This is a genomic window from Luteibacter mycovicinus, from assembly GCF_000745235.1.
Classification (GTDB): Bacteria; Pseudomonadota; Gammaproteobacteria; order Xanthomonadales; family Rhodanobacteraceae; genus Luteibacter; species Luteibacter mycovicinus.
Map to the genome: position 1 here is coordinate 4,108,716 of NZ_JQNL01000001.1, position 22,365 is coordinate 4,131,080.

Sequence of the window (22,365 nt, forward strand, 5' to 3'; positions counted from 1 at the left end):
ACCCATGCGGGCTTCAGTCCAGTGGCTGGTCGAGCGAGACGTCTTCGCCAGCGATCCATTCGCCACTTTTGCGGTTGACGCGCAACACTCTTGCGGCGCCACCATGCGGGATGATTACCAAGTCCAGCACCTTGCCGCTTTCGTCGCTGTCGAGGTGAATGCCGCGGCGATAGACCACGATGCGCGAAAAGGTGTCTGCCACCAGCTGGCGTGCCTTGAGCCTCGCGTCATAGTCCTGGGACTTTACCGCCTCCACGAGCTCCGCCCACGCCTGTGCCGCAGCAGGGGTCTTACGCGACAACATCGACAGTTCTCCCTCGGCCGCCGAAAGAGTGCCGCGGACCGACACAAGTTCGGCCTCGATGTTGCGGATCTGCCGTAGTAACGTCGGCGGCGGCGCCTCGTCGTCTTGCAGCAGCACGTCGGTCAACCGCTGGAGCTTCCTCTCGCATTCGGCCTCCTTCGCGCGCGCGGTGGCCACGTGTTGCCGCGCCGGCCCATCCTGAGCGGTTCGGTCGAGTAGGGCGTTCAGGTTGATCTGGTCGGCGCAGTACGTGAGCAGAGCGCGCTCGATCGGGGCAACGCTCGTGCTGCCGCCTTTGACCGGGCAACGTCGGCCGGCCTGGTCGGAGCAACAGGCAATGCGACGGTGGCCATCGAGCACCTTGCCGCGGTCGTCGCGTCGGCGGCTTGTCAGGTTTTGTCCGACCATCGCGGATCCGCAATACCCGCAGTAGCTCACGCGCAGGCCAGTGATGATGCCTGGGATTTCACCCTTACCCTTGCGGCGGCCGCGCTGGGTGAGCGCCACCTGCAGATCGGTGAACGCCTCGTCGGTCAGCACACGCGGGTAATAGCCCTCAAGTCGATACTCGGAATCCCCGACGTTCAAGGTCTTTGCGCCTACCAGCGCTGGGAGCCGGAGCAACTTGTACAGGTTCGACGCCGCCGTGCGCGCGCTGACCGCAAGGCCAGCGTCGTTAAGCCGGTCAATGATCTTGGCTGCGCCGTGACCATCCAGGAACAGTCGGATGGCCAAGCGTACCGCCTCCAGCCGCTCCGGCACGAACTCCCAGGCGCCGTCGACCAGACGGACCCACTGCGGATCTTTGCCGTTGCGTATGACGCCGCGAAACGTTCCAGCCTGCCAGCCGTCGCACTGCCGGCGAATCGCAGCACGCACACGCTTACTCTTGGTATCGCTTTCCTCGTGGGCGCGGATCATCACGAGCAGGCTATAGATCAGGTCCATCGGGTTGGCGGTGAGGCCTTCCCGGCTGTATTCCTTTCCGTCGCTCGCTGTCACAACGGTGATGCCAGCATTGACGACTTGGGCGAGTTGGGCTTGCGCCGAGAGGGGAGCGGTACGGCTCAGCCGATCGAGGCCTTCCACCACGAGGAAGGAACCCGGGGCGATCTTGCCCTCGTCGATAGCGCGGAGGAACACGCCGAGCGCCCCCTGCTTGATGTGCCGCTGGTGGTATGCGCTCAGGCCCTCATCACGCAGCGAGAGGGCCTGGTCGAGCACGAGGCCGCGCTCGCGTGCCCAGCGTTCCGCGTATTGCGACTGTCGATCTGCACTGCTGCCGGCGGACTGCTTTGCGTCGCTGAATCGTAAATAGCTGTATACTTTCGCGTTTTTAGACATGCCGATTAACCCGTCCATGAATGTCGCAGTGCGCGCACCTCGTATAGGTATAGTATCCCTCGGCTGTCCGAAAGCCCTCGTCGACTCCGAACGCATCCTCACCCAGCTGAAGGTCGAAGGCTACGAGATCGTGCCCAGCTACGGCGAGGCCGACGCGGTCGTCGTCAACACCTGCGGCTTCATCGATTCGGCCGTTCAGGAATCGCTCGATGCCATCGGAGAGGCGCTTCACGAGAACGGCAAGGTGATCGTCACCGGTTGCCTGGGTAAGCGTTCGGAGCTGATCCGTGAGAGCTACCCCGACGTCCTGTCCATCTCGGGCCCGCAGGATTACGTCAGCGTGATGAGCGCGGTGCATCAGGCCATTCCGCCGACGCGGAACAAGTTCCTCGATCTGGTGCCCGACACCGGCGTGAAGCTGACGCCCAAGCATTACGCGTACCTGAAGATTTCCGAGGGCTGCAATCACCGCTGCAGCTTCTGCATCATCCCGTCGATGCGTGGCGACCTCGTCAGCCGCCCGGTCGACCAGGTGCTGATGGAAGCCGAGAAGCTGGCCCGCGGCGGCGTGAAGGAGCTGCTGGTGATCTCGCAGGACACCAGCGCCTATGGCGTCGACGTGCGCTACGCCGAGCGCGAATGGCGTGGCAGGTCGTACCGCACGCGGATGACCGAGCTGTGCGAGGGCCTGTCCGAACTGGGCATCTGGACCCGGCTGCACTACGTCTACCCGTATCCGCACGTCGACGAAATCATGCCGCTGATGGCGGACGGCAAGATCCTTCCGTACCTCGACATCCCGTTCCAGCACGCCAGCCCGCGCATCCTCAAGCTGATGAAGCGCCCGGGTAACGTCGACAAGACACTGGAGCGCGTGCAGAACTGGCGTCGTCAGGTGCCCGATCTCACCATCCGCAGCACGTTCATCGTGGGCTTCCCCGGCGAGACCGATCAGGAGTTCCAGGAACTGCTCGGCTTCCTGCGTGAGGCCGAACTCGATCGCGTGGGCGCGTTTGCGTATTCGCCGGTCGACGGCGCCAGGGCCAATGATCTGCCGGGTCAGATCGACGAAGAACTCAAGGAAGACCGCCTCGAGCAGTTCATGGCGGTGCAGGCCGAGATTTCCGCCGCCAAGCTGCAGCGCAAGGTGGGCAGGACGATCAAGGTGCTGGTGGACGAAATCGATACCGATGGCGCCTGGGGGCGTTCCAGCGCCGATGCGCCGGAAATCGACGGTGCCGTGCGTATCGACGACGGCCAGCTGCTGAAGCCTGGCCAGTTCGTTGACGTCGTCGTCGAAGAAGCCGACGCCCACGACCTCTACGGTCGTCTGGCTTAAGTCCCATGCGTTACGTGGCACCGACGCGGCATTCGCTCGATCGGAGCGTGTTCGCGTCGCCGCCGCTTTCCGCCTGGGGCGATTACACGTCGCTCCTCGACGGCGATACGTGGCCCGGTACCGCGCCGCTGAACGCCTTGCTCCCGCCCGGTTCCGACGTGCGCTTCGCCACGCAGGACAAGGCCCTGCTCGACGACGGACTGCACTACGAAGAGCGCATCGCCCGCAAAGGCGCGATAGCCACGCGTGCCGAGAACTGGCACGACCTGTTCAACGCGCTCATCTGGCTGCGCTACCCGGCGCTGAAACGTGCACTCAACGCGCGCCAGATGGATGAGATCGCGCGCATGGGACCGCGGGAGCGCTCACGTCCGCAGTGCGCGCTGACGCATTTCGACGAGGCGGGGATGATCGTTTCGCTGCGCGATCCGGCCATGCTGCGCGCCTGGGATGCACACGACTGGTCGACGCTGTTCTGGACGCATCGCGAGGCCTGGCTGCGCGGCGAAGCGAGCGTCGAGGTGTTCGGCCATGCGCTGCTCGAGCATGCCCTGACGCCGGAGAAGCTGCTGGTGGGGAAGGCGTTGGTCGTCATGGACGGGCGCGATGCGCGTGCCGTCTGCGCCGAGGCGATTCACAGCGGTGCCGTTCTCAACGATCCGCAGGAACTTCGGCCGTTGCCGGTGTCCGGCGTGCCGGGCTGGCACGCGGATACGGGGGAGGCGTCGTTCTACACTACGGCGCCGTGTTTCCAGCCGCTGCGCGCGGGGCGGGTCTACCCGCCACCGCTTTAGCGAAAAGCGCTCAGCTCAGTCCGTGATCCCGCACGTAGTCGCCGAGCAGGCTGTCGTGATCGACGCCCAGCTTGCGCATGGCATCCCGCTTCTGGCGGCTGATCGTCTTGACCGACTTGCCTTCGCGGTCGGCGATCTGCTGAAGCGACATGCCGTTGACGAAGGCGCGGATGACTTCCGTCTCGCGGGGTGACAACGGCGCACCCGGCATGGCGACCGAACTCTCGTCGGCCTCGTTGAGGATGTCGAGCAGGGTTTCGCTGAGGTAGGTTTCGCCGTCGGAGACCGCACGTGCGGCCGTGGCCAGCTCGTCCATCGGGGCACGTTTGTCGACGATGCCGCGTGCGCCGCGTGAGAGCATCGACTGAAGAGCGGCGGGGCGGTTGATCATGGTCAGGACGATCAGCGCGATATGCGGATAATCCTTGGCGATCGCTTCGAGAAGGGGGAATCCGTCGTCCTGCCGATCGCTCGGCATGAGAAAATCCGTAATTACGACGTCACATTCGCGGTCGGCGAGCATGGCCAGAAGTTCGTCGGCCGCCTTCGCCGCACCGACCACTTCGATATGCGCATTCTCGAGCGCAAGCCGCCCGCCAACGAGAACGAGGGGGTGATCGTCTGCCAGAATGACCTTGAGTGGCATGCCTTGCGTTCTCCTGAATACGTTGCGACACATTGAGCTTCGAACCGATTATGCCCAGAAGGTTACCTTGACGAAGCCTCCCACGTGATCCGACGCCTGCTCCCGTTAATTTTGTTTGTGCTTGCCAGTGTGGCGATGGCCACCCCGGACGTGCCGTTGCGTCCGGAGGATGCCGAATGGCTCCGCCACCACCCGGTACTCACGGTCGGCGCCTACCCGGAGGGTTATCCCCCCTTCGAGGAGCTTCGTGACGGTGAACTGGAGGGTCTGGGCCCGGACTACCTGCGCGAGATCGCCGCCGAGCTCGGCGTCACGTTGCAGACCCGCGAATACCCGAGCTGGCCGGCGCTCCTGGCGGGCCTGGCCAGGGGCGAGATCGATGTCGCCACGTCGGTCACGCCGCTGGAACAGGGCATGCCCGGCATTCGTGTGGGTGCGACCTACTTCGAATCCCTCCCGGCGGTGGTGGAGCGTGTGGACGCGCCCATCGTGCACCGTCCCGGCGATCTGGTAGGCAAGCGCCTGGCCGTCCATACCGGCTACTTCGACATTTCGGCCTTGCGTCGCGAGCTGCCTGAGACGACTCTGGTCGAGACCGCCTCCACGGCCGAGGCGCTGGAGCGCGTGCGCAGCGGTGACGTCAACGCGTATCTGGACAACCCGTATTCGGCACGCGAGTTCGTCTCGCGCCTGCGGCTGGATCATGAGCTTCGCGTCGGGGCACCGCTGGCGCTGCCGATCAGCGCGCTGGCCTTCGCTGTGCCTGCGGAGCGTGCTCCGCTGGGGCGGGCGCTGGACCACGCCCTGGGTGAGCTCACCGCCGCGGATCACGGCCGCCTGCGCGCGCGCTGGGTGGGTCGGGATATCGCGCCGCGGCCCAGGGAGGCCGGTATCCCTCTCAGTGAAAAGGAGAAGAACTGGCTGCAGGCGCTGCCGCCTCTGCGTCTGGGGGTGGACCCCAGCTATGCGCCTTTCAGCCTGATCACGGGGCAGGGTGAGGCGGAGGGCCTTTCGCTGGATTACGTGCGCGAGATCGCGGCCGAACTGGGTATCCGCGTCACTCAGGTGCCCAGCGAGAACTGGGCGGGCACGGTCGAGCGGGTGCATCGGGGCGATGTCGACCTCGTCGCGGCCATCAATCCACAGAGTGCGACGGCGCCGTTCCTCGAACCGAGCGTGCCTTACCTCGACTTTCCGATCATGATCGTGACGCGTGAGGGCTCGCCCACGGTGGCCGGCCGCGACGATCTGGTGGGTAAACGCGTTCTGGGTAATACCACGCGCGAGCCGATCCGGCGGCTGCTCTCGCGCATTGCCGGCGTGCAGATCGTCTCCGTCGATACCGAGGCGGACGGCCTGCGCCGCCTTGCGGCCGGTGAGGGGGATGCGTTCGTTGGCAATCTGGCCTCGGTCGATTACCTCATCCGCGAAAATTTCCTCGGCCAGCTGAAGGTAGCCGCTCCCACCGGCGACAACGAAGCGATCGCCATCGGTGTGCGGCGTGAACTCGCGCCGCTGGTTCCGCTGGTCAACCGTGTGCTGGTCAATCTGTCGACGCACCGGCAGCAGGAGATCCGCAACACCTGGTTCGCCTCCCACTACGTGGTGGGACCGACATGGCGTGAAATCGCGGGGCGCGTGCTGCCCTTCGTCGCGGTGTTGCTGGCTTCGCTGATCGCCATCAGCTATGCGTACCTCAATCTGCGTCGCGAGACGCGCCGACGCGAACGCACCGAGCGGCGTCTCGCCGAGGTCACGGCGCATGTGCCCGCGGTGGTCTACGAGGCGGTCCGCGGCGTCGACGGCGCTTATGCGATGGCCTATGTCGGTGGCGATCCGCAAAGCATTCTCGGCATGGAGCCGGGCGAGCTGCTCGCCGGCGGCGAAACCATGCTGGCGCCCGTGCCGGACGAGGATCGCGAAGCGCTGCGCGAAGCGTTCGAACGATCCGCCCGCGAGCTCACGCCGCTGCACGTCACCGTTCGCGCCCAGGTCGGCGGGCGCACGCGCTATCTCAGCTCCGATGCGGTGCCGCTGGCCGCGGCAGACGGCAGCGTGCGCTGGAACGGCTACTGGGTCGACGTGACCGCGCAGGAACTGGCCGCGCGCGGCGTCGCCCATGCACGTGACGAAGCGGAAGCCGCGACCCGCGCGAAGAGCGATTTCCTCGCGACGATCAGCCACGAAATCCGCACCCCGATGAACGGCGTGATCGGCCTGCTCGACGTGCTCGAGCGCACGCCGCTGGATCGGGAGCAACGCAAGATGGTGTCGACCATCGAGCATTCGGCGGAGGCCTTGCTCCACATCCTCGACGACGTGCTCGACTTCTCGAAGATCGAAGCCGGTCATCTGACGTTCGACCCGCGGCCCGCGGATCCACGCGCCATCGTGGAGGGCGCCGTCGCCATCATGGCGGCGCAGGCGGAGGCGAAAGGACTGCGCGTCGAAGTGACATTCGACGAGACCCTGGCGCCTGCGCTGATGGTCGACGACGGGCGCTTGCGTCAGGTCCTGCTCAACCTGCTGGGTAACGCGATCAAGTTTACGGCGCGTGGCGCCGTAAACGTGGCGTTACACGTCGACGAAGAACATGGCGCGCGCCAGCGCCTGCGCTTCGTGGTCAGCGACACCGGTATCGGCATTCATGCGGCCAAGCTTCGGCATGTCTTCGCCCCGTTCAGTCAGGCCGAGTCGTCGACGACCCGCCGCTTCGGCGGGACGGGCCTCGGCCTGGCGATTTCGCGGCGTCTCGTGGAACGCATGGGTGGGCACATCGCGATCGAGAGCGAACCGGGACGGGGCACCGTCGTTACGGTGACGCTCGAGCTGCCTGTCACCACGCTACCGCTGTCGCAGGATACGGAGGTCGACGACAGGGCCACTGTCGCCGCCACGCCTCGTGACGCGCGCATCCTGCTGGCGGAAGATCATCCGGTGAACCAGGAGCTCGTCCGCGTGCAGCTGGCGCTTCGGGGTTACCGGTGCGATGTGGTCGACGATGGTGTCGCCGCGCTCGAGGCCCTCGACGTCGGCGACTACGATCTGTTGCTGGTCGATTGCCACATGCCCCGCATGGACGGCTATGCCGTGGCGCGTGAAGTGCGCCTGCGCGAGGCTGGCGGCACGCGGCGTCTGCCCATCGTCGCGATGACCGCCGACGCACGCTCGGATCAGCGGGAGATTTGCCTCGCGGCAGGCATGGACGACCTTCTTCGCAAGCCGATCCGGCTCGAGGCGTTTCATGAGACCGTGGCGCGCTGGCTTGGCGCGCGGGGTCGTGTCGACCTCGACGTCCATCTCGACGACACGCATGACGGCAACCACGCGATGGCGCCTTCGGTCAGCGTGCCCGACCTCGGAATCGACATGGATCGCATGCGCCGCGCGTTCGGTTCCGACGCCAACGTCGTCAGCGTGATTCAGGCGGGTGTGCAGGCGACGCGGGATGCGCTGACGAGCCTCGATGTCGTAGCGGCTCGCGCGGATCGCGATGAGGTCGCGGGATGGATTCACCACGTGCTGGGCGGCGTGAACGTCTTCGGGCGATCCGAGGTGGGCGAACAGGGGGAGCGGATGGAGCTGGCGTTGCGGGAAGGCGGTGACGTCGACCGGGCCGCGTTGCGAGACTTCGCCGCGGGCGTCGGGCGTTTTGCCGATGGGCTGGAGGCGTTTGCCGGGCGGCTGGTGGCGGCTTCGTAGGGTCGCCGGCAGGACTGTCTCCCCGCCTGTCCCGGCTGGGTTTCTGCCCGTTTCAATCCCTGCCTGTCTCAGTCGTACGCCACCGCCAGAATCGCAAACCGCGTCCGTCCACCCGGCAGATCCGCCTCGAACTCATCATCCAGCCGCTTCTTGAGTACCGCGCGCGCCATGGGTGAATCGATACTGATCCACCCTTTGCGTGCATCGGTTTCATCCGGACCCACGATGCGGTAACGCACCGTCTCGCCGGTTTCCACATTCTCGAGTTCCATCGTGGCACCGAAGAAAACCGCATCGCGCTGAGAAGGCGCCGCTTCGACGACCTTGAGCACCGGAATGCGTTTGCTGAGATAGCGCGCGCGACGATCGATCTCGCCGAGTTGCTTCTTGCGGTACGTGTACTCCGCATTCTCGGACCGGTCGCCTTCGGCGGCAGCCGCGGCGAGTGCCTTGACCACTTCGGGACGTACCGTGTGCCACAGATGGTCGAGCTCCGCCTTGAGTCGCTCGAAGCCCTCGCGCGTGATGATCGCCGTCGACGACGGCGACGGCGGGCGCCAGCGGCTCATGGCGACACCCCGTATGTCGGGCTCAGCGTCGCCAGCAATGCTTCCAGGTCGGATCTCACGGGATGTTCCGGATAGTCGGCAAGCAGCCGGCGGGCGAGCCGTGCCGATGACGCGGGGTCGCCGAGACGGTCGTGCAGACGCGCCGCCAGCAGTCCGTAGCTGGGCGCGCCCATGTCACGCGGCCAGGTCGTCAGGTAGCCCTGCGCGAGGTGCAGCCCCAGCCGTACCATGCCGCCATGCGCGGCGACGTCCGCCAGCGGTCCGCACGTGCGGGGATCGTCAGGGAGAAAGGCGGGATCGACGTCGAGGCAGTCCTGAACCACGCCCAGGGCACGCCGGGTTTCCTGCCCGGCGATCAGCGCGGCGATCCAGATCTGCCCATGGACGAGCAGCTCGGGAAGCCGGTCCTGCGCACGTAGCAGTTCACGGTACCGGGTATGCATCGGGACGGGTGCGAGGCCTTCTCTCAAACGCTCCGTAAGAATGTCGGTGGCGCCGGGAATGTCGTCGCGCGCGATCAGGTTGACGTGCTGAAGCAGCGCGTCGTCGTCATCGGGTTCGGTAGCCTCGCGCAGCGCGATGGACGAAGGGAAATAGCCCAGCGTCTCGTGTTTGTGGTGAATCAGAGCGCCCATGAGATGAAAGTTGTAGATGGTCAGGTAATTGGCCACCGCGTAATAACCGAGCGTGCCGATGAACGTAGGGCCGTGATCTTTCATGGCGTATTGCGCGCCCGCCTGTAGCAGGCTGGTCAGCATGACGATGGCGAACAGCAGCAGGTAGCTCGGACCGAAACGGGCGATGGCCGCGACCCAGTTAGCCGGGTTCAGCGCCGCGCCGACACCGTCGAAGGTGAGCGACATCGTGATCACCGGCAGGACGAAAGCGAACACCAGTGAGACGAGCAATCCGGGAATGCCAAGGAAAAACGGTGCCAGCACGGCCAGTGCGTTGCCGGTGAGCTGAATCAGGATCAGTGCGACGCCGGTGCTGTCCTCGGTGTTGAGCGCGAGCTCCGGCGGATCGGCGAAGCCATCCGCCGTGTGCCGGAGGCATTCGAACGCGTAGACGTAGATCGCCATCCAGCCGATGAAGATCACCAGCAGTTTCAGACCGGTCACCGGCAGGAACGAGAGCGCCTCCAGCAGCGTCACCGCGATCAGCGTCAGCCGGGCGCCGCTACCCAGGGGGTAGCGGAACCCGTCGATCGCACGCTGCGAAAACGGCGTGTCGGCGTCGGCGAGCGCGTGTCGCGGCATGCTCAGCGCTTTCCGCCGAAGATGCTGCCAAGAATGCCGCGTACGATCTGCTGACCCGCACGCGTTCCGGCCGCGCGCACCATCGACTTGGCCATCGTCTCGACCATACCCTGCCGCCGTCGGGTTCCGAAGACGGCGTCACGCACGGCGCCGCCCCAGCCCGCGTCGTCTTCGCCCGCCTTGCCAGCGGCGTCGCCGGTTTTACCCGCAGACTTCACCGACGGCGCATCGTCGGCGTTCTTCGCCGTGGCGCGCGCGGCGAGGCGTTCCTCGGCCGATTCCCGGTTGACCGACGTGTCGTATTTAGCGCCGACGGGCGAGCGCGCGCGAACGGTCGCGCGCTCGTCGTCGGTGATCGCGCCGATGCGGCATTCAGGCGTCGACACGAGGATCTTTTGCACGGGCGAGGGGACACCGCCATCACCGAGGGTCGATGCCAGGGCTTCGCCGGTGCCGAGCGTGCCGATGCTTTCGACCACATCGAGTTTCGGGTTTCGCGCGAACGTTTCGGCGGCGGCTTTCACCGCTTTCTGGTCGCGCGGGGTAAACGCGCGCAGCGCATGCTGTACGCGATTGCCGAGCTGGCCGAGGATCTCGCCGGGTACGTCGTCGGGATTCTGGGAGCAGAAGTAGACGCCCACGCCCTTGGAGCGGATCAGCCGCACCACCTGTTCGACACGCTGGCGCAGGGCGGCCGGCGCGTCGTCGAACAACAGGTGCGCTTCGTCGAAGAAAAACACCATCTTCGGCACGTCCAGATCGCCCACTTCAGGCAGCTGCTCGAACAGCTCCGACAACAGCCACAGCAGGAACGTCGAATACAGGCGCGGCTTGAGGATCAGGGTATCCGCCGCCAGCACGTTGATCACGCCACGGCCGCTCATGTCCTGACGCATCAGATCCGGCAACTCGAGCGCCGGTTCGCCGAAGAAGGCGTCGGCACCGTCCTGCTCCAGCTTCAGCAAGGATCGCTGGATGGCGGCGACGCTCTGCGGACTGATCAGGCCATAGCGCGACGAGATGTCCTTGGCGTGCCCGGAAGCGAAGCCCAGCATCGCGCGCAGGTCGGGCAGGTCGAGAAGCAGCAGGCCTTCATCGTCGGCGACCCGGAAAATCACCTCGAGGACGCCCTCCTGCGTGTCGTTCAGCTCCAGAATGCGGGAGAGCAGGGTCGGGCCCATCTCCGACACCGTGGCACGTACCGGGTGACCGGCCTTGCCGTAGATGTCCCAGAACACCACTGGATTGGCCTGCGGCTTCCAGGTCGTGAGACCGAGCCTGGTCAGGCGGGCGGTGAGCTTTTCCGACGGAGCGCCGGCGGCTTGTGAGAGGCCGGCGAGGTCGCCCTTGGCATCGGCCAGAAAACAGGGCACACCGAGGCGAGAAAAACCCTCCGCGAGCAGCATCAGGCTGACCGACTTTCCCGTACCCGTGGCCCCGGCGATCATGCCGTGGCGGTTGCCGTAGCGGGAGTCCAGTTCGACAGCGGCCTCGTCGTTGCGGCCAATCAGGATCGTGGGCATGGTTTCATCCTTAAGAATCTCCTGAACAAGTGTACGCAACGATATGCCGTTACGGAGAAAATTGACGCACGACCGCTTGAGTCCGGGCGGTCCGGCGGGTAACGTGGCCGCCACTGCCTGACCCTGAGTTTCGTACATGTCCTTTCGCGTGCCGCGTCCGCTTCTCCTGCTTCCCCTGGCGGTCCTCGCCGGTTGCGCTTCCAGCGGTACGCCCCGTCCGGGCAGGGCCACGCCCGAGGTCAATGCGTTGTACGACCGGATGAACCAGGCGAGCAAGGGTTACGAGAGCTCGATCGACCAGGCTCGCCGGGGCGATACCCCTCAGGCGGCGCAGACGCGCAAGCAGTCGCTCGACCAGCTCAAGGACGCGTCGGCCCATTGCAGCCTGACCCCGGGTTGCGACCCGCAGCGGTTCGCCGCGGTGTTCGATCGTCTGCTGCGCCTGAAGGACGGCAGCTTCATCGAAGGCGAAGATGCGGACGATACGGAGCAGGGTGCCGAAGTCGGTGCGCAGCCGGGCGACGCGAATCTGCCGGGCTCCGTCGCGATCGGTTCGTTACCGGCGGCGCAGCGCGCCGTCACCATGCTCAAGGGCCAGCAGTTTTCCGACCTGATGGTGATGAACGGTCCGGTCAAGGCGGCGCTGGAGCTCTGGCTGACCCAGCTGCGTCCCAACCTGATGGACGCTTACGTCAATTACCAGATGATGCGCTACAAGATGTGGCCGGCCTACAAGAAAGCCGACCTGCCCGAGGCGCTGCTCTTCGGCATCATGGCGAAGGAGTCGGGCGGCAAGGTGCACGCGGTCTCCCGCTCCGGCGCATCCGGCCCCTTGCAGTTCATGTACGCCACGGGCTTGCGCTTCGGCCTGAGCAACTCGGACGGCTTCGACCAGCGCTTCGATCCGACGATGGCGGCGCAGGCCAATGCGGAATACATCGACGAGCAGCTGGCCGCCTTCAACAACAACCTCGAGCTGACCCTGGCCGCCTACAACGGCGGTGAGGGGCGCATGCGCCGCATCGCGGCGAGCAGTCCCGGCGCGGGCTTCTACGATCCGCAGATCTATGGCCAGATGTCGGCGGAAACGCGTGACTACGTCCCGATGGTGCTGGCCGCGGCATGGCTCTTCCTGCACCCTGACAGCTATCACCTGAGGTGGCCGAAGATCGACGGTGAGCCGGGCCAGATCACGTTGAAGCGCCCAGCCTCCCTGAGCGAACTGACGGTCTGCCTCGGCTCGTCGCAGGACATGCCGGAAGGCTGGTTCCGCACGCTGCGCAACCTCAATCCCCGTCTCGATCCGCAGATCAGCCAGCCGGTGGGTACGCGACTCGAAGTGCCCAGGCAGCTGGAGAAGGCCTACGCCTCCAGCTGTGCCGACGGTCCGTGGCCCATCCTCGCGGCCGATCTGCACAATGCGGTTAAGATCATCGCTCCACCCCCGCCGGCCGCCACATCCGCCGCGCTGGCCGGTGGTTCGTCGTCGTCGACACCGTCGAAGTCATCGTCGTCGGCTTCGAAGAGCTACACGGTGCGCCGGGGCGACACGCTCGTCAGTATCGCTCGCAAGAGCAACTGCGCGGATGTCGAGGACATCGCGCGTATGAACGGCCTCAAAGGACATCAGCTGAAAGTGGGGCAGGCGCTGCGCGTACCGGTTTGCCGGTAGTCTTTCTGAAAAGAATCAGGCGACCGCGTGCGGCTCCATCCACGCGTCGGCGGCATCGCGCTTACCCGGCGCCGAGAGTTCCTTAATCTGACGCATCAGGCGAAGAATCTGCCGGTGCAGGTCTTCCATGCCGGGACGGCGGGAATCGAGGGTCTCGTGATACACCGAGGCGATCCACAGGGCGACGCCGCGTGTGGCGATCAGAGGATTTTCCGAGCGTGCCTTGCCCAGGCCGACATCCGGCCCGTGACCATAGGTGCTGTAGCGTTCTTCCGGCGGAGTGCCGTAGAGATGCGGGAAGTCACATGCCGCGGCCTGCTCCATCTCGCGCCTGACCAGCTGCTGCAGGTCGGCGTGTGCCCGGACGGGAAGAGCAAGCACGACGCGCTCGATGTCGGCGAGCTGCCGCTTAAGGCGGATCTCGCGATTGACGGCAATGAGATGAGTGACAAGACGCATGGACGACTTCCCCTGGGCGGATGCTTCTTATGACCCCGGCGCTTCCCCCTAAGAGGCGCCGGAGCCACGGAGCATACGCTGACGTCGCGTCAATTTGAAGACATATTCGTCACATTGTGACGCGGTGGGTCAGTCGCGCGTGCCGGCGCCCACGTATTGGCCCAGACGCTGGCCGACGACGACCTGCTGCTGGGGCTGGAGGTCGTCGAAGCGGTAGCCCTCCGGCAGCAGGAGGATCACGGTCGAGCCCATGTTGAAGCGGGCCATCTCGCCGAAGCGATCGATGTGGACGCCTCTGCCGCGGCAGTCCTTGCGGATGATGTCCGCCGCGTACGGCGGGATAGCCATGCCGTCCCAGACCGTGGCGACGCTCGAGACCAGGATCGCTCCCACCATCACCGAGACGAAGGGGCCGTGTTCGCCGTCGAAATGGCAGACGAGGCGTTCGTTACGTGCAAACAGGCGAGGGATGTCGGCCACCGCGAACGGGGCGACGCTGAAGATGCGACCCGGCACGTGTGTCGTGCCGGTCAGAGTGCCCGACAGCGGCATGTGAACGCGGTGGTAGTCGCGCGGGGACAGGTAGATCGTCGCGAAGCTGCCGTTCCGGAAAGGGGCGGCGGCTTCGTCGCTGCCCAGCAGTTCGGCCGCCGTGTATTCCTGGCCCTTGGCCTGGAAGATCCGGCCGTCGCGAATCGGGCCGCACTGGCTGATACGTCCGTCAGCGGGACAAAGAATGGCCTGCGGATCGGGCGCGGCGGAGCGTGCGCCCGGCTTCAGCTTGCGCGTGAAAAACGCATTGAAATGCTGATAGGCGAGCGGGTCGGGCTGCGCCGCCTGACTCATGTCGACGTCGTAGCGCTGGACGATCTCCCGGATCAGGAAATTTTTCCAGGGCGTCCATTCCCAGCGGGTCGCCCAGTAGACGATTCGCGAAAGAAAGCGGTGCGGGAGGATGTACTGCAGCAGGACCTTTGGCTTCATCGGGGAAGTATAGGCGAGGCCCGCGTTTCCCGCTGCTGCGGTAAGACTGTGCAAAAACTATGCGCATATTCGGCAAATAAATGCACGTTTTTTTCATGGCCTGCCGAATATACCTAAGTAATGACCGACGCGTCTTCGACACGTCGCTGCTTCGCACGAGGCCCAGGAGGGCCACGGTGAACGGGTGAGGGGGCTCGCGTCGCCGGGTAAGGGAGTGCCAGTCGTGCTTCACGGTGCCGGGATCGGCGCCCGATAGGGATACGTACCAAAAATGAGCTCCCAGGTTATTTCGCGCCGCGCCATGATGGGCGGCCGCCGTCGCGCCAAATTGTTTCTCGCCGTCGCCGCGGCACTGACGGGTGGTCCGGTCGTCGCTCAGACCGTCACCCTCGACGCCTATTCACCCACGAAGAACGACAACCAGCAGTACGCCACGGTACTGACGCCCGGTCAGGTGGTGACGATCTCCGGCCCACAGCTTTTCGCCGCGGGTGACACCGGCACGCGCAATACGACCATCGCCGCGCTCCAGGGGCTTGGACGGATCCAGTCGGGTTCCGAGTGGATCGGTGCGGCACGTCTGAATCCCGGCACCCAGAACTTTGGCGTCAGCGTGCCGGATCCCATCACCGGTGGCCGGCGTGTCGTCTCCACGTACAACAGTGCCAACCTGGTCGGGCTGAGCGCCGTTGACGGCAGCACCGCGGTGCCGGACGTGGTCAACGTCAACGGGCAGCAGTACATCGACGCGCGCGTCGGCACGGTGACCAGTGGTGGCGGCGCGCTCACCGTCGACATCGGCAGTCCCGGCGTGCCGACGGACTCCACCACCAACGGCTGGACCATGGCGGCGAAACAGACCTCCCTGTTCTACGCGGACGGCACCGGGAGTGCGGCCAGCACCATCGACTGGACCTCGCGCAATCGCATCGCCTTCAACGGCGACGTGGCCAACCCGGCCCAGCCGCAGAACCTGTACGTGAGCTACGTTTCGCACTACGGCGGCACCTTCGATGTCACCACCGTCGATGGCGTGACGAGTTCACACACCGTCACCAATGACGCGCAGCTGCGTGATTACAACAATTTCCTCATCGCCAACCTGCAGACGGGGAATCTCGCTCCCACGTCGTACGCATCGTTGTTCGCGAAGGGCTACAGCGCGACGACCGAGCAGATCAGCTACGGCATCAGCGCCGACGACGCAGCCGATGAAGTGGCGCAGCCCATCGGTAATCGCATCGTCATGCAGCTGGTCGGCCCCAATGCCTCCGGCACGGTGGCTTCCGGCGCGACGCTGGAAGCCGTCAACACCAACGGCGGCACGGTGCGCGGAGAAGCCGGCGCGAACGTGACGATCAATGGCACGCTGGCGGCCACGCATAACACCGGCGACGGCTCGGCGCTGGTGCTGACGGGAGCGGGTACGACAGGTACCAACAATGGCGTGATCAACGGCAACTTCTTCCGTAATGCCGACAACACCATTACCAACGGTGCCATCGGGTCCACGGCGGTCGATCTGCAGTCCGGCGGTACGTTCACCAATGGAACCAACGGTATTCTCAACCTCGCCACCGGCTCGGCCAATGGCGCGGGCAAGTCGATTGGTGTGCGCGTGGGCGCCAATGCCAGCGCGACCAACAACGGCATCGTCAACGTCGGCGTGACGGGTTCGCGTTCGAATGGCTCGATGGACGGCATCGCGCTGGGCGATCCCACCGCCATCTTCACCAACGGAGCGGCGGGCACGATCTATATCGGTCGCGGGCCGCAAACGTCACCCGCGACGCCGGCGGCCGACATCGCGGTCAACCAGGGCACGATGACGACAGGCATCTACGTACCTTACGCGGCGATCGCGCGGAACCAGGGCACCATCACGCTTGGCTCGCTCACCCAGAACGCCGCGGGCATCCTGGTGACGTCGCCGGGTGCGAACGTCGACAGCTCGGGGACGATCAATGTCAACGGCGCGGCCGCCGCGGTACCGCGCGAAAACGATGGCATCCTCGTGCAGAACGGCGGCGCCACCGGTAACGTCGTCAACAGCGGAACCATCAACCTCAATGGCGTGAACGGGGCGGGTATCAAGGCGCTCTCGACCGGCGCGACGGCATCGCTGGTGAGCAATACGGGCACGATCAATGTCGCCGGTGGCGCGGATCCCGCCAGTGGCACGCGCAATTACGGTGTCTGGGCCGAAGGGCAGGGCAGCGCCACGGCGAGCGCGAACGTGCAGGGTGCGGTAAACCTGCTCGGCGACGGCGCGATCGGTATCCATGCGCGCGGCCGTGCCACGGTCGATGTGGCTGCCGGCGCGGCACCGAGTTTCGCGAGTGGCACACGACAGATCGGCTTCTTCGCCTACGGCGATGACGCACATATCAATGTCAACGGCGGCAGCCCGCTGAACGTCTCGACGGCGCAGTCCACGCTGTTCCGGCTCGACTCGGGCGCGGATTTCGACGGCACGGGGCTGAGCATGGTCGCTTCCGGTGCGCAGTCGACCGGTATCCTGGGCACGGGCACCGGTTCACTGGTGAACACCCGCAACGCCGGTATCACGGTCTCCGGCAACGGTGCGCAGGGCGTGGTGGCGGAGGGTGGCGCGGTGGCCACCATCGACGCGGCGACCAACGTGAATCTTGCTGGCGCTGGCGCCATCGCCGGCGTGGCCGACGGCCAGAAACACAGCCTCACCGGCGCCAGCCAGGGTGCGGTCGTCACCAGTACGCAACTCAACAGCCTGGCGAATCTCACGTCCGCGACCAGCGGCGTCACCGGCTATATCGCACGGAACGGTGCCAGCCTCGTCAATGCCGGTGCCATGACTCTGACAGGGGCGAACACCACCGGGTTCATCGTCGAGACCAACGGCAAGGCCATCAACAACGCGGCGCTCAATCTGTCGGGCCCGGGTGCCACGGGCGCCTTGCTGCGCTCGGGCGGCACGTTCGCCAACAACGGCAGCATCCATGTGGGCAGCGGCACCGGCGTGCGCGTGGAAGGTGCGGGGACGCAGCGGCTCGATCCCGCCGGGTCGATCACGGTGGATGATGGCGTGGCGGGCGTGCAGCTGACCAGCGGTGCCGGCCTCGTGCTCGGTTCGGGTGACTCCGCGATCGTCACCAACGGCAGCGCGCACGGCGTACTGCTGGACACGGGCGCCGTCTCGCTCAACGCGACGGGCACGACGATCACCACGCTGGGTACCGGTAACGCGATCGAGAACGCCGCGGAGACCGGTGCGATCACGCTCCGCGGCGCGACGCTTCGCGTCGTCAACGGCGCGGGACTGCGTACCGCGACGGCGATCGATCCCTCGTCCACGGCGACGTTCAACGTCGACGGCTCGGGTGTGGGCTACGCGTTCCGCCGCGCCGACGGCAGTCCGGCCGACGGTAACCTTTCGATCGGCAATGGCTTCACCGTCAACGGTAACGGTGCGGGCGCGACCGGTATCCAGGCCCTGACCACGGGTTCCGTGGCCAATGCCGCGTCGGTGAATATCCTTTCGCCGGCCGGTGGATCGGCGCTTGTGGCAGGGACGGCGTCCTCGGTATCCAATGCCGGGGTGCTGACGTCGGCAAGCACCGCGTCGCCCGTCGTGGATCTTGCCAATGGGACGGGCACCAGTTTCGTCAACAGCGGCACGATCCGTGCGGCGTCGCCGTCGGCGCAGGCCGTGCGCGGTAGCGCCGGTAACGATACGGTCGGTCTCGTTGGGGGCAGCGTACGCGGCGACATCGGCACGGGGGAGGGATCCGACACGTTCGCCTGGACGGGCGGCACCCTGCAGGGCAGCCTGACCATGGGCAACGGGACGGGCAACCAGGCGACGGTGGGCAAGGTCGATACGTCCGGCACCTATCATCTGCTGGCCGGGACCGGCGGCGGTAACTCGCTGACGTTCGACGGGACACAGACACGCGGCGGCACGTTCGCCTACGACGATCTTGCGAAGGGTATCAACCTCGGCAACGGCTGGAACACCGTCTCGCTCGCGAACGGCGCGCAGTTCACCCTTACGGACAACCTCAAGCTCGCCAACAGCGACGTCGACATCGATCCGACGTCCACCCTCTATGCCGGTAACGGTGTCTACCCGGTGATCTCGGGCGCATCGCCGGGCTCGGCCAACGTGAATAATGCCGGCCTGATCGACCTGACCCAGGGCAGCGGATCGCCGGGCAATCGACTGACGATCGACGGCAACTATGCGAGTTCGGGCGGTCGGCTGAATCTGGTAACCAACCTCAACGCCGGTGGCGCCCTGGCCCAGCAGCAGACCGATCGCCTGCTGGTGCAAGGGAATGCATCGGGTGAAACGGTGCTCGATGTCACACCTGCCGCGCTGAGCACGGGAGCGCTGACCGATACCGATCGCAATGGCTACGTGCGTGCCGATGAAGGTATCTCCCTCGTGCAGGTCGCGGGCACGTCGACGGGCGGTGCTTTCCGGCTCAAGGGCGGTTATGTCGCGGCGGGTCCGTGGCAGTACGGCTTGTACGCCTTCCAGCCTGGCAGCAGCGATGCGTCGCAGCGCGTCGTGGGTGGTGCGACCACCGGCAACGCGTTCTGGGATTACCGGCTGGCCAACGTCCTGGTGTGCGACGGCCCTTGCCCCACGCCCACCACGGTTACACCGGCGCCTACGCCAGCGACGGGCCTGCCTTATCCGACGCCACAGCCGGGATCGATCGGCGGATTCGTGCCGGCAGGCGATGCTCGCCCGGCGGTCGTGCCACAGGTGCCTTCGTACATTCTCTCGCCGACCGCGCTGGCCATCTACGGTTACAGCACGATCGACAACCTGCATCGCCGGCTCGGCGAGATTCGCGATATGAACGATGCGGGAGAGGGTCTCGGCGGTGAGCCGTTCGTGCGTTACATCGGTGGCGACTACAGCTACTCCTCCAACCGGTCGTTCAGCCAGTACGGCTACGACGCCGATATCGACACGCATGCGGTGCAGGTGGGCGTGAACATCTTCGCGCTCGATGCGGACCGGTCAGCCCTGCGGGCGGGTATCGCCTATACGCACGGCACGACGCGGCTCGAACCGAAAGCGGCCGACGGTTACAGCCGTACGAAATTCGATACCAACTCGGTCGCCATGTTCGTTACGTGGCAGCACGTGAGCGGTTTCTATATCGACGCGATCGCCCAGGGCGACCGCCACGTCGGCGACGTCGATACCGCTCGCTCAAAGGGTACGGCGCGCATCCGCGGCTCGGGCTGGAACGGTTCGCTCGAGGCCGGGTACCCGTTCAAGTTCGATGGCGGATGGGAACTGGAGCCGCAGCTTCAGCTGACGCGTCAGCACATCGCGCTACGTGATCAGACGGATACCGATGGCGCCACCACACAGTTCAACGACCTGTCGCAGACGATCGGACGAGCCGGCGTGCGTTTCGATCGCACGTGGGTGACGGATAGCGGCAGCAAGGCCACGCCTTATGCGCGGGTGAACTACATCAAGGGCTGGGGCGGCAGTTCGTCGGTGAACGTCGGCGCCGAGGGCTACGACATCTCGCAGCAGTTCGCCGGCGGTGCTTTCGGTCGGATGGTGGAGGTGGGCCTGGGCGGTACGTATGCCTGGACCAACCGGATCTCGCTGTATGGTGAGGCGGACTGGCAGAAGAAGCTGGGTGACGCGGGAACGCGTGGCTGGGGCTTCAATGTCGGGGCGCGCTGGGACTTCTGAGTCCTCCGGGCTGAGGCGATCGCGTATCGCCAGCCAGCTGGCCTCCATCAGCGCCGGTTCCCACCAGGGTGTCGCAACCTGGTGGGGGCCGGCCTGCTGGTAACGGGTCGTCCCTCTATTTCACCACGGGTAACTCGACGTAGGTTCCTTCCTGCCCGTCGCGATAAATCTTCTGCGTCGCCTTCCGGTAATCCCCCGGCTTCGCGTTGAAGATGTTCGGTACGAAGGTCTGCGGGTTCCTGTCGTACAGCGGGAACCAGCTCGACTGGATCTGCACCATCACGCGATGCCCCGGCTGGAACACATGGTTCACGGTCGGTAGCGGAAACCCGTACTCCTGCGCGGTGTCCGGTTGAAGCGGCTTCGGCTTGTCATAGCCCTCGCGGTAGCGGCCGCGGAAGATCTCCATCGCTACCGGCAGCTCGTAGCCACCCATCGACGGCTTCTCTTCGACCTCGTCCGGATACACGTCGATGAGCTTGACCACCCAGTCACTGTCCGTGCCACTCGTCGACGCGAGCAGATGGACCAGCGGCTCGCCGGCGACGCCCATCGGCTTATCCAGCACGGGCGATACATAGGTCAGCACATCGGTCCGCGACGCGAAATCGCGCTGGTCATCCACGAGCCATTCGGGCCACGAGTCTTCGCGATCGGCCACGCCGTGCGACCACGACTGAATCGGGCGCACGCGGTAGGGAACGGGCTTCGCGGGATCCGATACGTATTCGTCGTCGCCCTTGGCGGGTGCCGCCGTCCCCAGCGCGCCGTCGGCCCCGACGAACCAGCGCTGCATCGCAGGTACACATCCGTCACGGCAGCCGGAGGGCCACGTATTCAGCTTGCGCCACGTGTTCTCACCTGTAACGAACGCATTGACCGGCGCGATGTCCGCTTTCGGCGCGTCGTCCTTGAGGTACTGGGCGAGAAACGGACGCAGGATCTTCTGGCGAAACTCGGTGCCCGTATCGCTGCCGAGATCGATCGCGCCGATCGTGTTGGCTTTTTCCCATGTCTTCGCGTGACGCCACGGTCCCAGGACCAGCCACAACTTCTCATGCCGGGGATCGCGCGGCGCGAGGGCGCGGTAGACCGCCATGTCGCCGTAATTGTCTTCCTGATCCCACAGGCTGTGCACCAGCATGGTCGGCACGGTCATCGGCTCGTTCGCCGCGACCTTGTCGATGGCCTGCTCGGACCAGAAGCGGTCGTACGCGGGATGCGCAAGAATCTTCTGCCAGAATCCCAGCGATTCCATGCCGTAGGCGCGGCCGATATCGCCAGCCGAACCGCCGCGAAGGTACAGGTCGTAGTCGTCGCGGTAACCCGTCGTCCAGCCGATGTCGCTACCGCGCGAATTCACCATGCCATAGATATAGGGGATCATCTGCTGGCGAAACGCGCCACGATGAAACCAGTCGTCGCCCATCCAGCCGTCGATCATGGGATTGATGGGCACGGCGACCTTCAACGCCGGATGAGGGCGGATCGTCGCCACCATCGCCTCGAACCCGTCGTACGAAATGCCGATGATGCCGACCTTGCCGTTGGACTCCGGCACATGTTTTACCAGCCAGTCCACCGTGTCGTAGATGTCCGAGGACTCATCCACGGCGGTCGGATTGCCATGGCCGATCGGCGGGCGGTTCATGACGAAGTCGCCTTCCGAACCGTGCTTGCCCCGGATGTCCTGGATGACGCGGATGTATCCGTCCTGGACGATGATGTCCGCCGGGTTGTCGTAGCCGCGCAGGGCGGTATCCAGATGCGGACTGTCGCTGCGGTGACCCATGCCATCGGCGCCGTAAGGCGTGCGCGTGAGCAGGATGCCTGCGTGTGCCGTGCCCCTTGGCATCAGGATGACGGTATGTAGTTTGACGCCATCGCGCATCGGGATCTCGACGGTGCGGCGCACGTAGTCGAAGCCGGGGTTCGTCGGCGTGAATCGGGCCGGCGTTTCCGTCGGCAGGTCGTTATAGGTCTTCTCGCCACCGACCGCCGGAGTCGCGAGGACCCCGGCGGCAAGCGCGACGATACCCAGTCGCAGAAGTGGATGCATG

Annotated in this window: 13 protein-coding genes; 5 read left to right on the forward strand and 8 right to left on the reverse strand. The window is 65.5% G+C overall.

The window, feature by feature from the left end; genetic code table 11:
• Positions 1-13: 13 nt before the first annotated feature.
• Positions 14-1,666 carry a recombinase family protein gene (locus FA85_RS18420; protein ID WP_240003824.1) on the reverse strand — a complete coding sequence of 551 codons (1,653 nt, stop codon included), beginning with the start codon at positions 1,664-1,666 and terminating at the stop codon, positions 14-16.
• Between FA85_RS18420 and rimO the strand changes: the two genes are divergently transcribed.
• Both rimO and FA85_RS18430 read left to right on the forward strand, forming a co-directional pair.
• Positions 1,647-2,987 (forward strand): 30S ribosomal protein S12 methylthiotransferase RimO, encoded by a 1,341-nt coding sequence (gene rimO, locus FA85_RS18425; protein WP_428977051.1) that lies wholly within the window; start codon positions 1,647-1,649, stop codon positions 2,985-2,987. The two genes, FA85_RS18420 and rimO, sit on opposite strands and share 20 nt — an antisense overlap.
• 5 nt (positions 2,988-2,992) lie before the next feature.
• Entirely contained in the window at positions 2,993-3,781 is a 789-nt protein-coding gene (locus FA85_RS18430) for a DUF3025 domain-containing protein (protein ID WP_036114120.1), read from the forward strand.
• A 10-nt stretch (positions 3,782-3,791) separates the two neighbouring features.
• On the opposite strand, the gene FA85_RS18435 is transcribed toward FA85_RS18430, so the two are convergent.
• Entirely contained in the window at positions 3,792-4,427 is a 636-nt protein-coding gene (locus FA85_RS18435) for a response regulator (protein ID WP_036114118.1), read from the reverse strand.
• Positions 4,428-4,562: 135 nt separating this feature from the next.
• Here FA85_RS18435 and FA85_RS18440 point away from each other — a divergent pair, with 135 nt between their 5' ends.
• Positions 4,563-8,129, forward strand: a complete 3,567-nt coding sequence (locus FA85_RS18440; protein ID WP_036114114.1) for an ATP-binding protein — start codon at positions 4,563-4,565, stop codon at positions 8,127-8,129.
• Positions 8,130-8,197: 68 nt separating this feature from the next.
• Here FA85_RS18440 and greB read toward each other — a convergent pair whose 3' ends face one another.
• The 3 genes from greB to FA85_RS18455 are packed head-to-tail and all read right to left on the reverse strand — an operon-like array spanning position 8,198 to position 11,480.
• Entirely contained in the window at positions 8,198-8,698 is a 501-nt protein-coding gene (greB, locus tag FA85_RS18445; RefSeq protein ID WP_036114111.1) for a transcription elongation factor GreB, read from the reverse strand.
• Complete coding sequence (locus FA85_RS18450) at positions 8,695-9,957, reverse strand: DUF4013 domain-containing protein (protein ID WP_036114109.1); 1,263 nt, start codon at positions 9,955-9,957, stop codon at positions 8,695-8,697. Before FA85_RS18450 ends, greB begins: the two co-directional genes overlap by 4 nt.
• Before the next feature lie 2 nt (positions 9,958-9,959).
• Complete coding sequence (locus FA85_RS18455) at positions 9,960-11,480, reverse strand: helicase HerA-like domain-containing protein (RefSeq protein ID WP_036114107.1); 1,521 nt, start codon at positions 11,478-11,480, stop codon at positions 9,960-9,962.
• A 136-nt stretch (positions 11,481-11,616) separates the two neighbouring features.
• On the opposite strand from FA85_RS18455, the gene FA85_RS18460 reads away from it, so the two are divergent.
• Entirely contained in the window at positions 11,617-13,152 is a 1,536-nt protein-coding gene (locus tag FA85_RS18460; RefSeq protein WP_036114105.1) for a transglycosylase SLT domain-containing protein, read from the forward strand.
• A gap of 15 nt (positions 13,153-13,167) precedes the next feature.
• Here the strand turns inward: FA85_RS18460 and FA85_RS18465 are convergent, their stop codons facing one another.
• Positions 13,168-13,611 carry a hypothetical protein gene (locus FA85_RS18465; protein WP_036114103.1) on the reverse strand — a complete coding sequence of 148 codons (444 nt, stop codon included), beginning with the start codon at positions 13,609-13,611 and terminating at the stop codon, positions 13,168-13,170.
• 129 nt (positions 13,612-13,740) lie between these two features.
• On the reverse strand, positions 13,741-14,595 hold the full coding sequence (gene asd / locus FA85_RS18470; protein WP_036114101.1) for an archaetidylserine decarboxylase: 855 nt from the start codon (positions 14,593-14,595) through the stop codon (positions 13,741-13,743).
• 271 nt (positions 14,596-14,866) lie between these two features.
• Here asd and FA85_RS18475 point away from each other — a divergent pair, with 271 nt between their 5' ends.
• Positions 14,867-20,305, forward strand: a complete 5,439-nt coding sequence (locus FA85_RS18475) for an autotransporter outer membrane beta-barrel domain-containing protein (RefSeq protein WP_051943741.1) — start codon at positions 14,867-14,869, stop codon at positions 20,303-20,305.
• A 115-nt stretch (positions 20,306-20,420) separates the two neighbouring features.
• Here the strand turns inward: FA85_RS18475 and FA85_RS18480 are convergent, their stop codons facing one another.
• Complete coding sequence (locus FA85_RS18480) at positions 20,421-22,364, reverse strand: CocE/NonD family hydrolase (RefSeq protein WP_036114100.1); 1,944 nt, start codon at positions 22,362-22,364, stop codon at positions 20,421-20,423.
• Position 22,365 lies beyond the last annotated feature (1 nt).

Bases quoted from the DNA above. Each gene is read 5' to 3' on its own strand.
- rimO (WP_428977051.1), top strand. From the start codon at position 1,647: ATGCCGATTAACCCGTCCATGAATGTCGCAGTGCGCGCACCTCGTATA.
- FA85_RS18420 (WP_240003824.1), bottom strand. From the start codon at position 1,666: ATGGACGGGTTAATCGGCATGTCTAAAAACGCGAAAGTATACAGCTAT.
- FA85_RS18430 (WP_036114120.1), top strand. From the start codon at position 2,993: ATGCGTTACGTGGCACCGACGCGGCATTCGCTCGATCGGAGCGTGTTC.
- FA85_RS18435 (WP_036114118.1), bottom strand. From the start codon at position 4,427: ATGCCACTCAAGGTCATTCTGGCAGACGATCACCCCCTCGTTCTCGTT.
- FA85_RS18440 (WP_036114114.1), top strand. From the start codon at position 4,563: ATGGCCACCCCGGACGTGCCGTTGCGTCCGGAGGATGCCGAATGGCTC.
- greB (WP_036114111.1), bottom strand. From the start codon at position 8,698: ATGAGCCGCTGGCGCCCGCCGTCGCCGTCGTCGACGGCGATCATCACG.
- FA85_RS18450 (WP_036114109.1), bottom strand. From the start codon at position 9,957: ATGCCGCGACACGCGCTCGCCGACGCCGACACGCCGTTTTCGCAGCGT.
- FA85_RS18455 (WP_036114107.1), bottom strand. From the start codon at position 11,480: ATGCCCACGATCCTGATTGGCCGCAACGACGAGGCCGCTGTCGAACTG.
- FA85_RS18460 (WP_036114105.1), top strand. From the start codon at position 11,617: ATGTCCTTTCGCGTGCCGCGTCCGCTTCTCCTGCTTCCCCTGGCGGTC.
- FA85_RS18465 (WP_036114103.1), bottom strand. From the start codon at position 13,611: ATGCGTCTTGTCACTCATCTCATTGCCGTCAATCGCGAGATCCGCCTT.
- asd (WP_036114101.1), bottom strand. From the start codon at position 14,595: ATGAAGCCAAAGGTCCTGCTGCAGTACATCCTCCCGCACCGCTTTCTT.
- FA85_RS18475 (WP_051943741.1), top strand. From the start codon at position 14,867: ATGAGCTCCCAGGTTATTTCGCGCCGCGCCATGATGGGCGGCCGCCGT.
- FA85_RS18480 (WP_036114100.1), bottom strand. From the start codon at position 22,364: ATGCATCCACTTCTGCGACTGGGTATCGTCGCGCTTGCCGCCGGGGTC.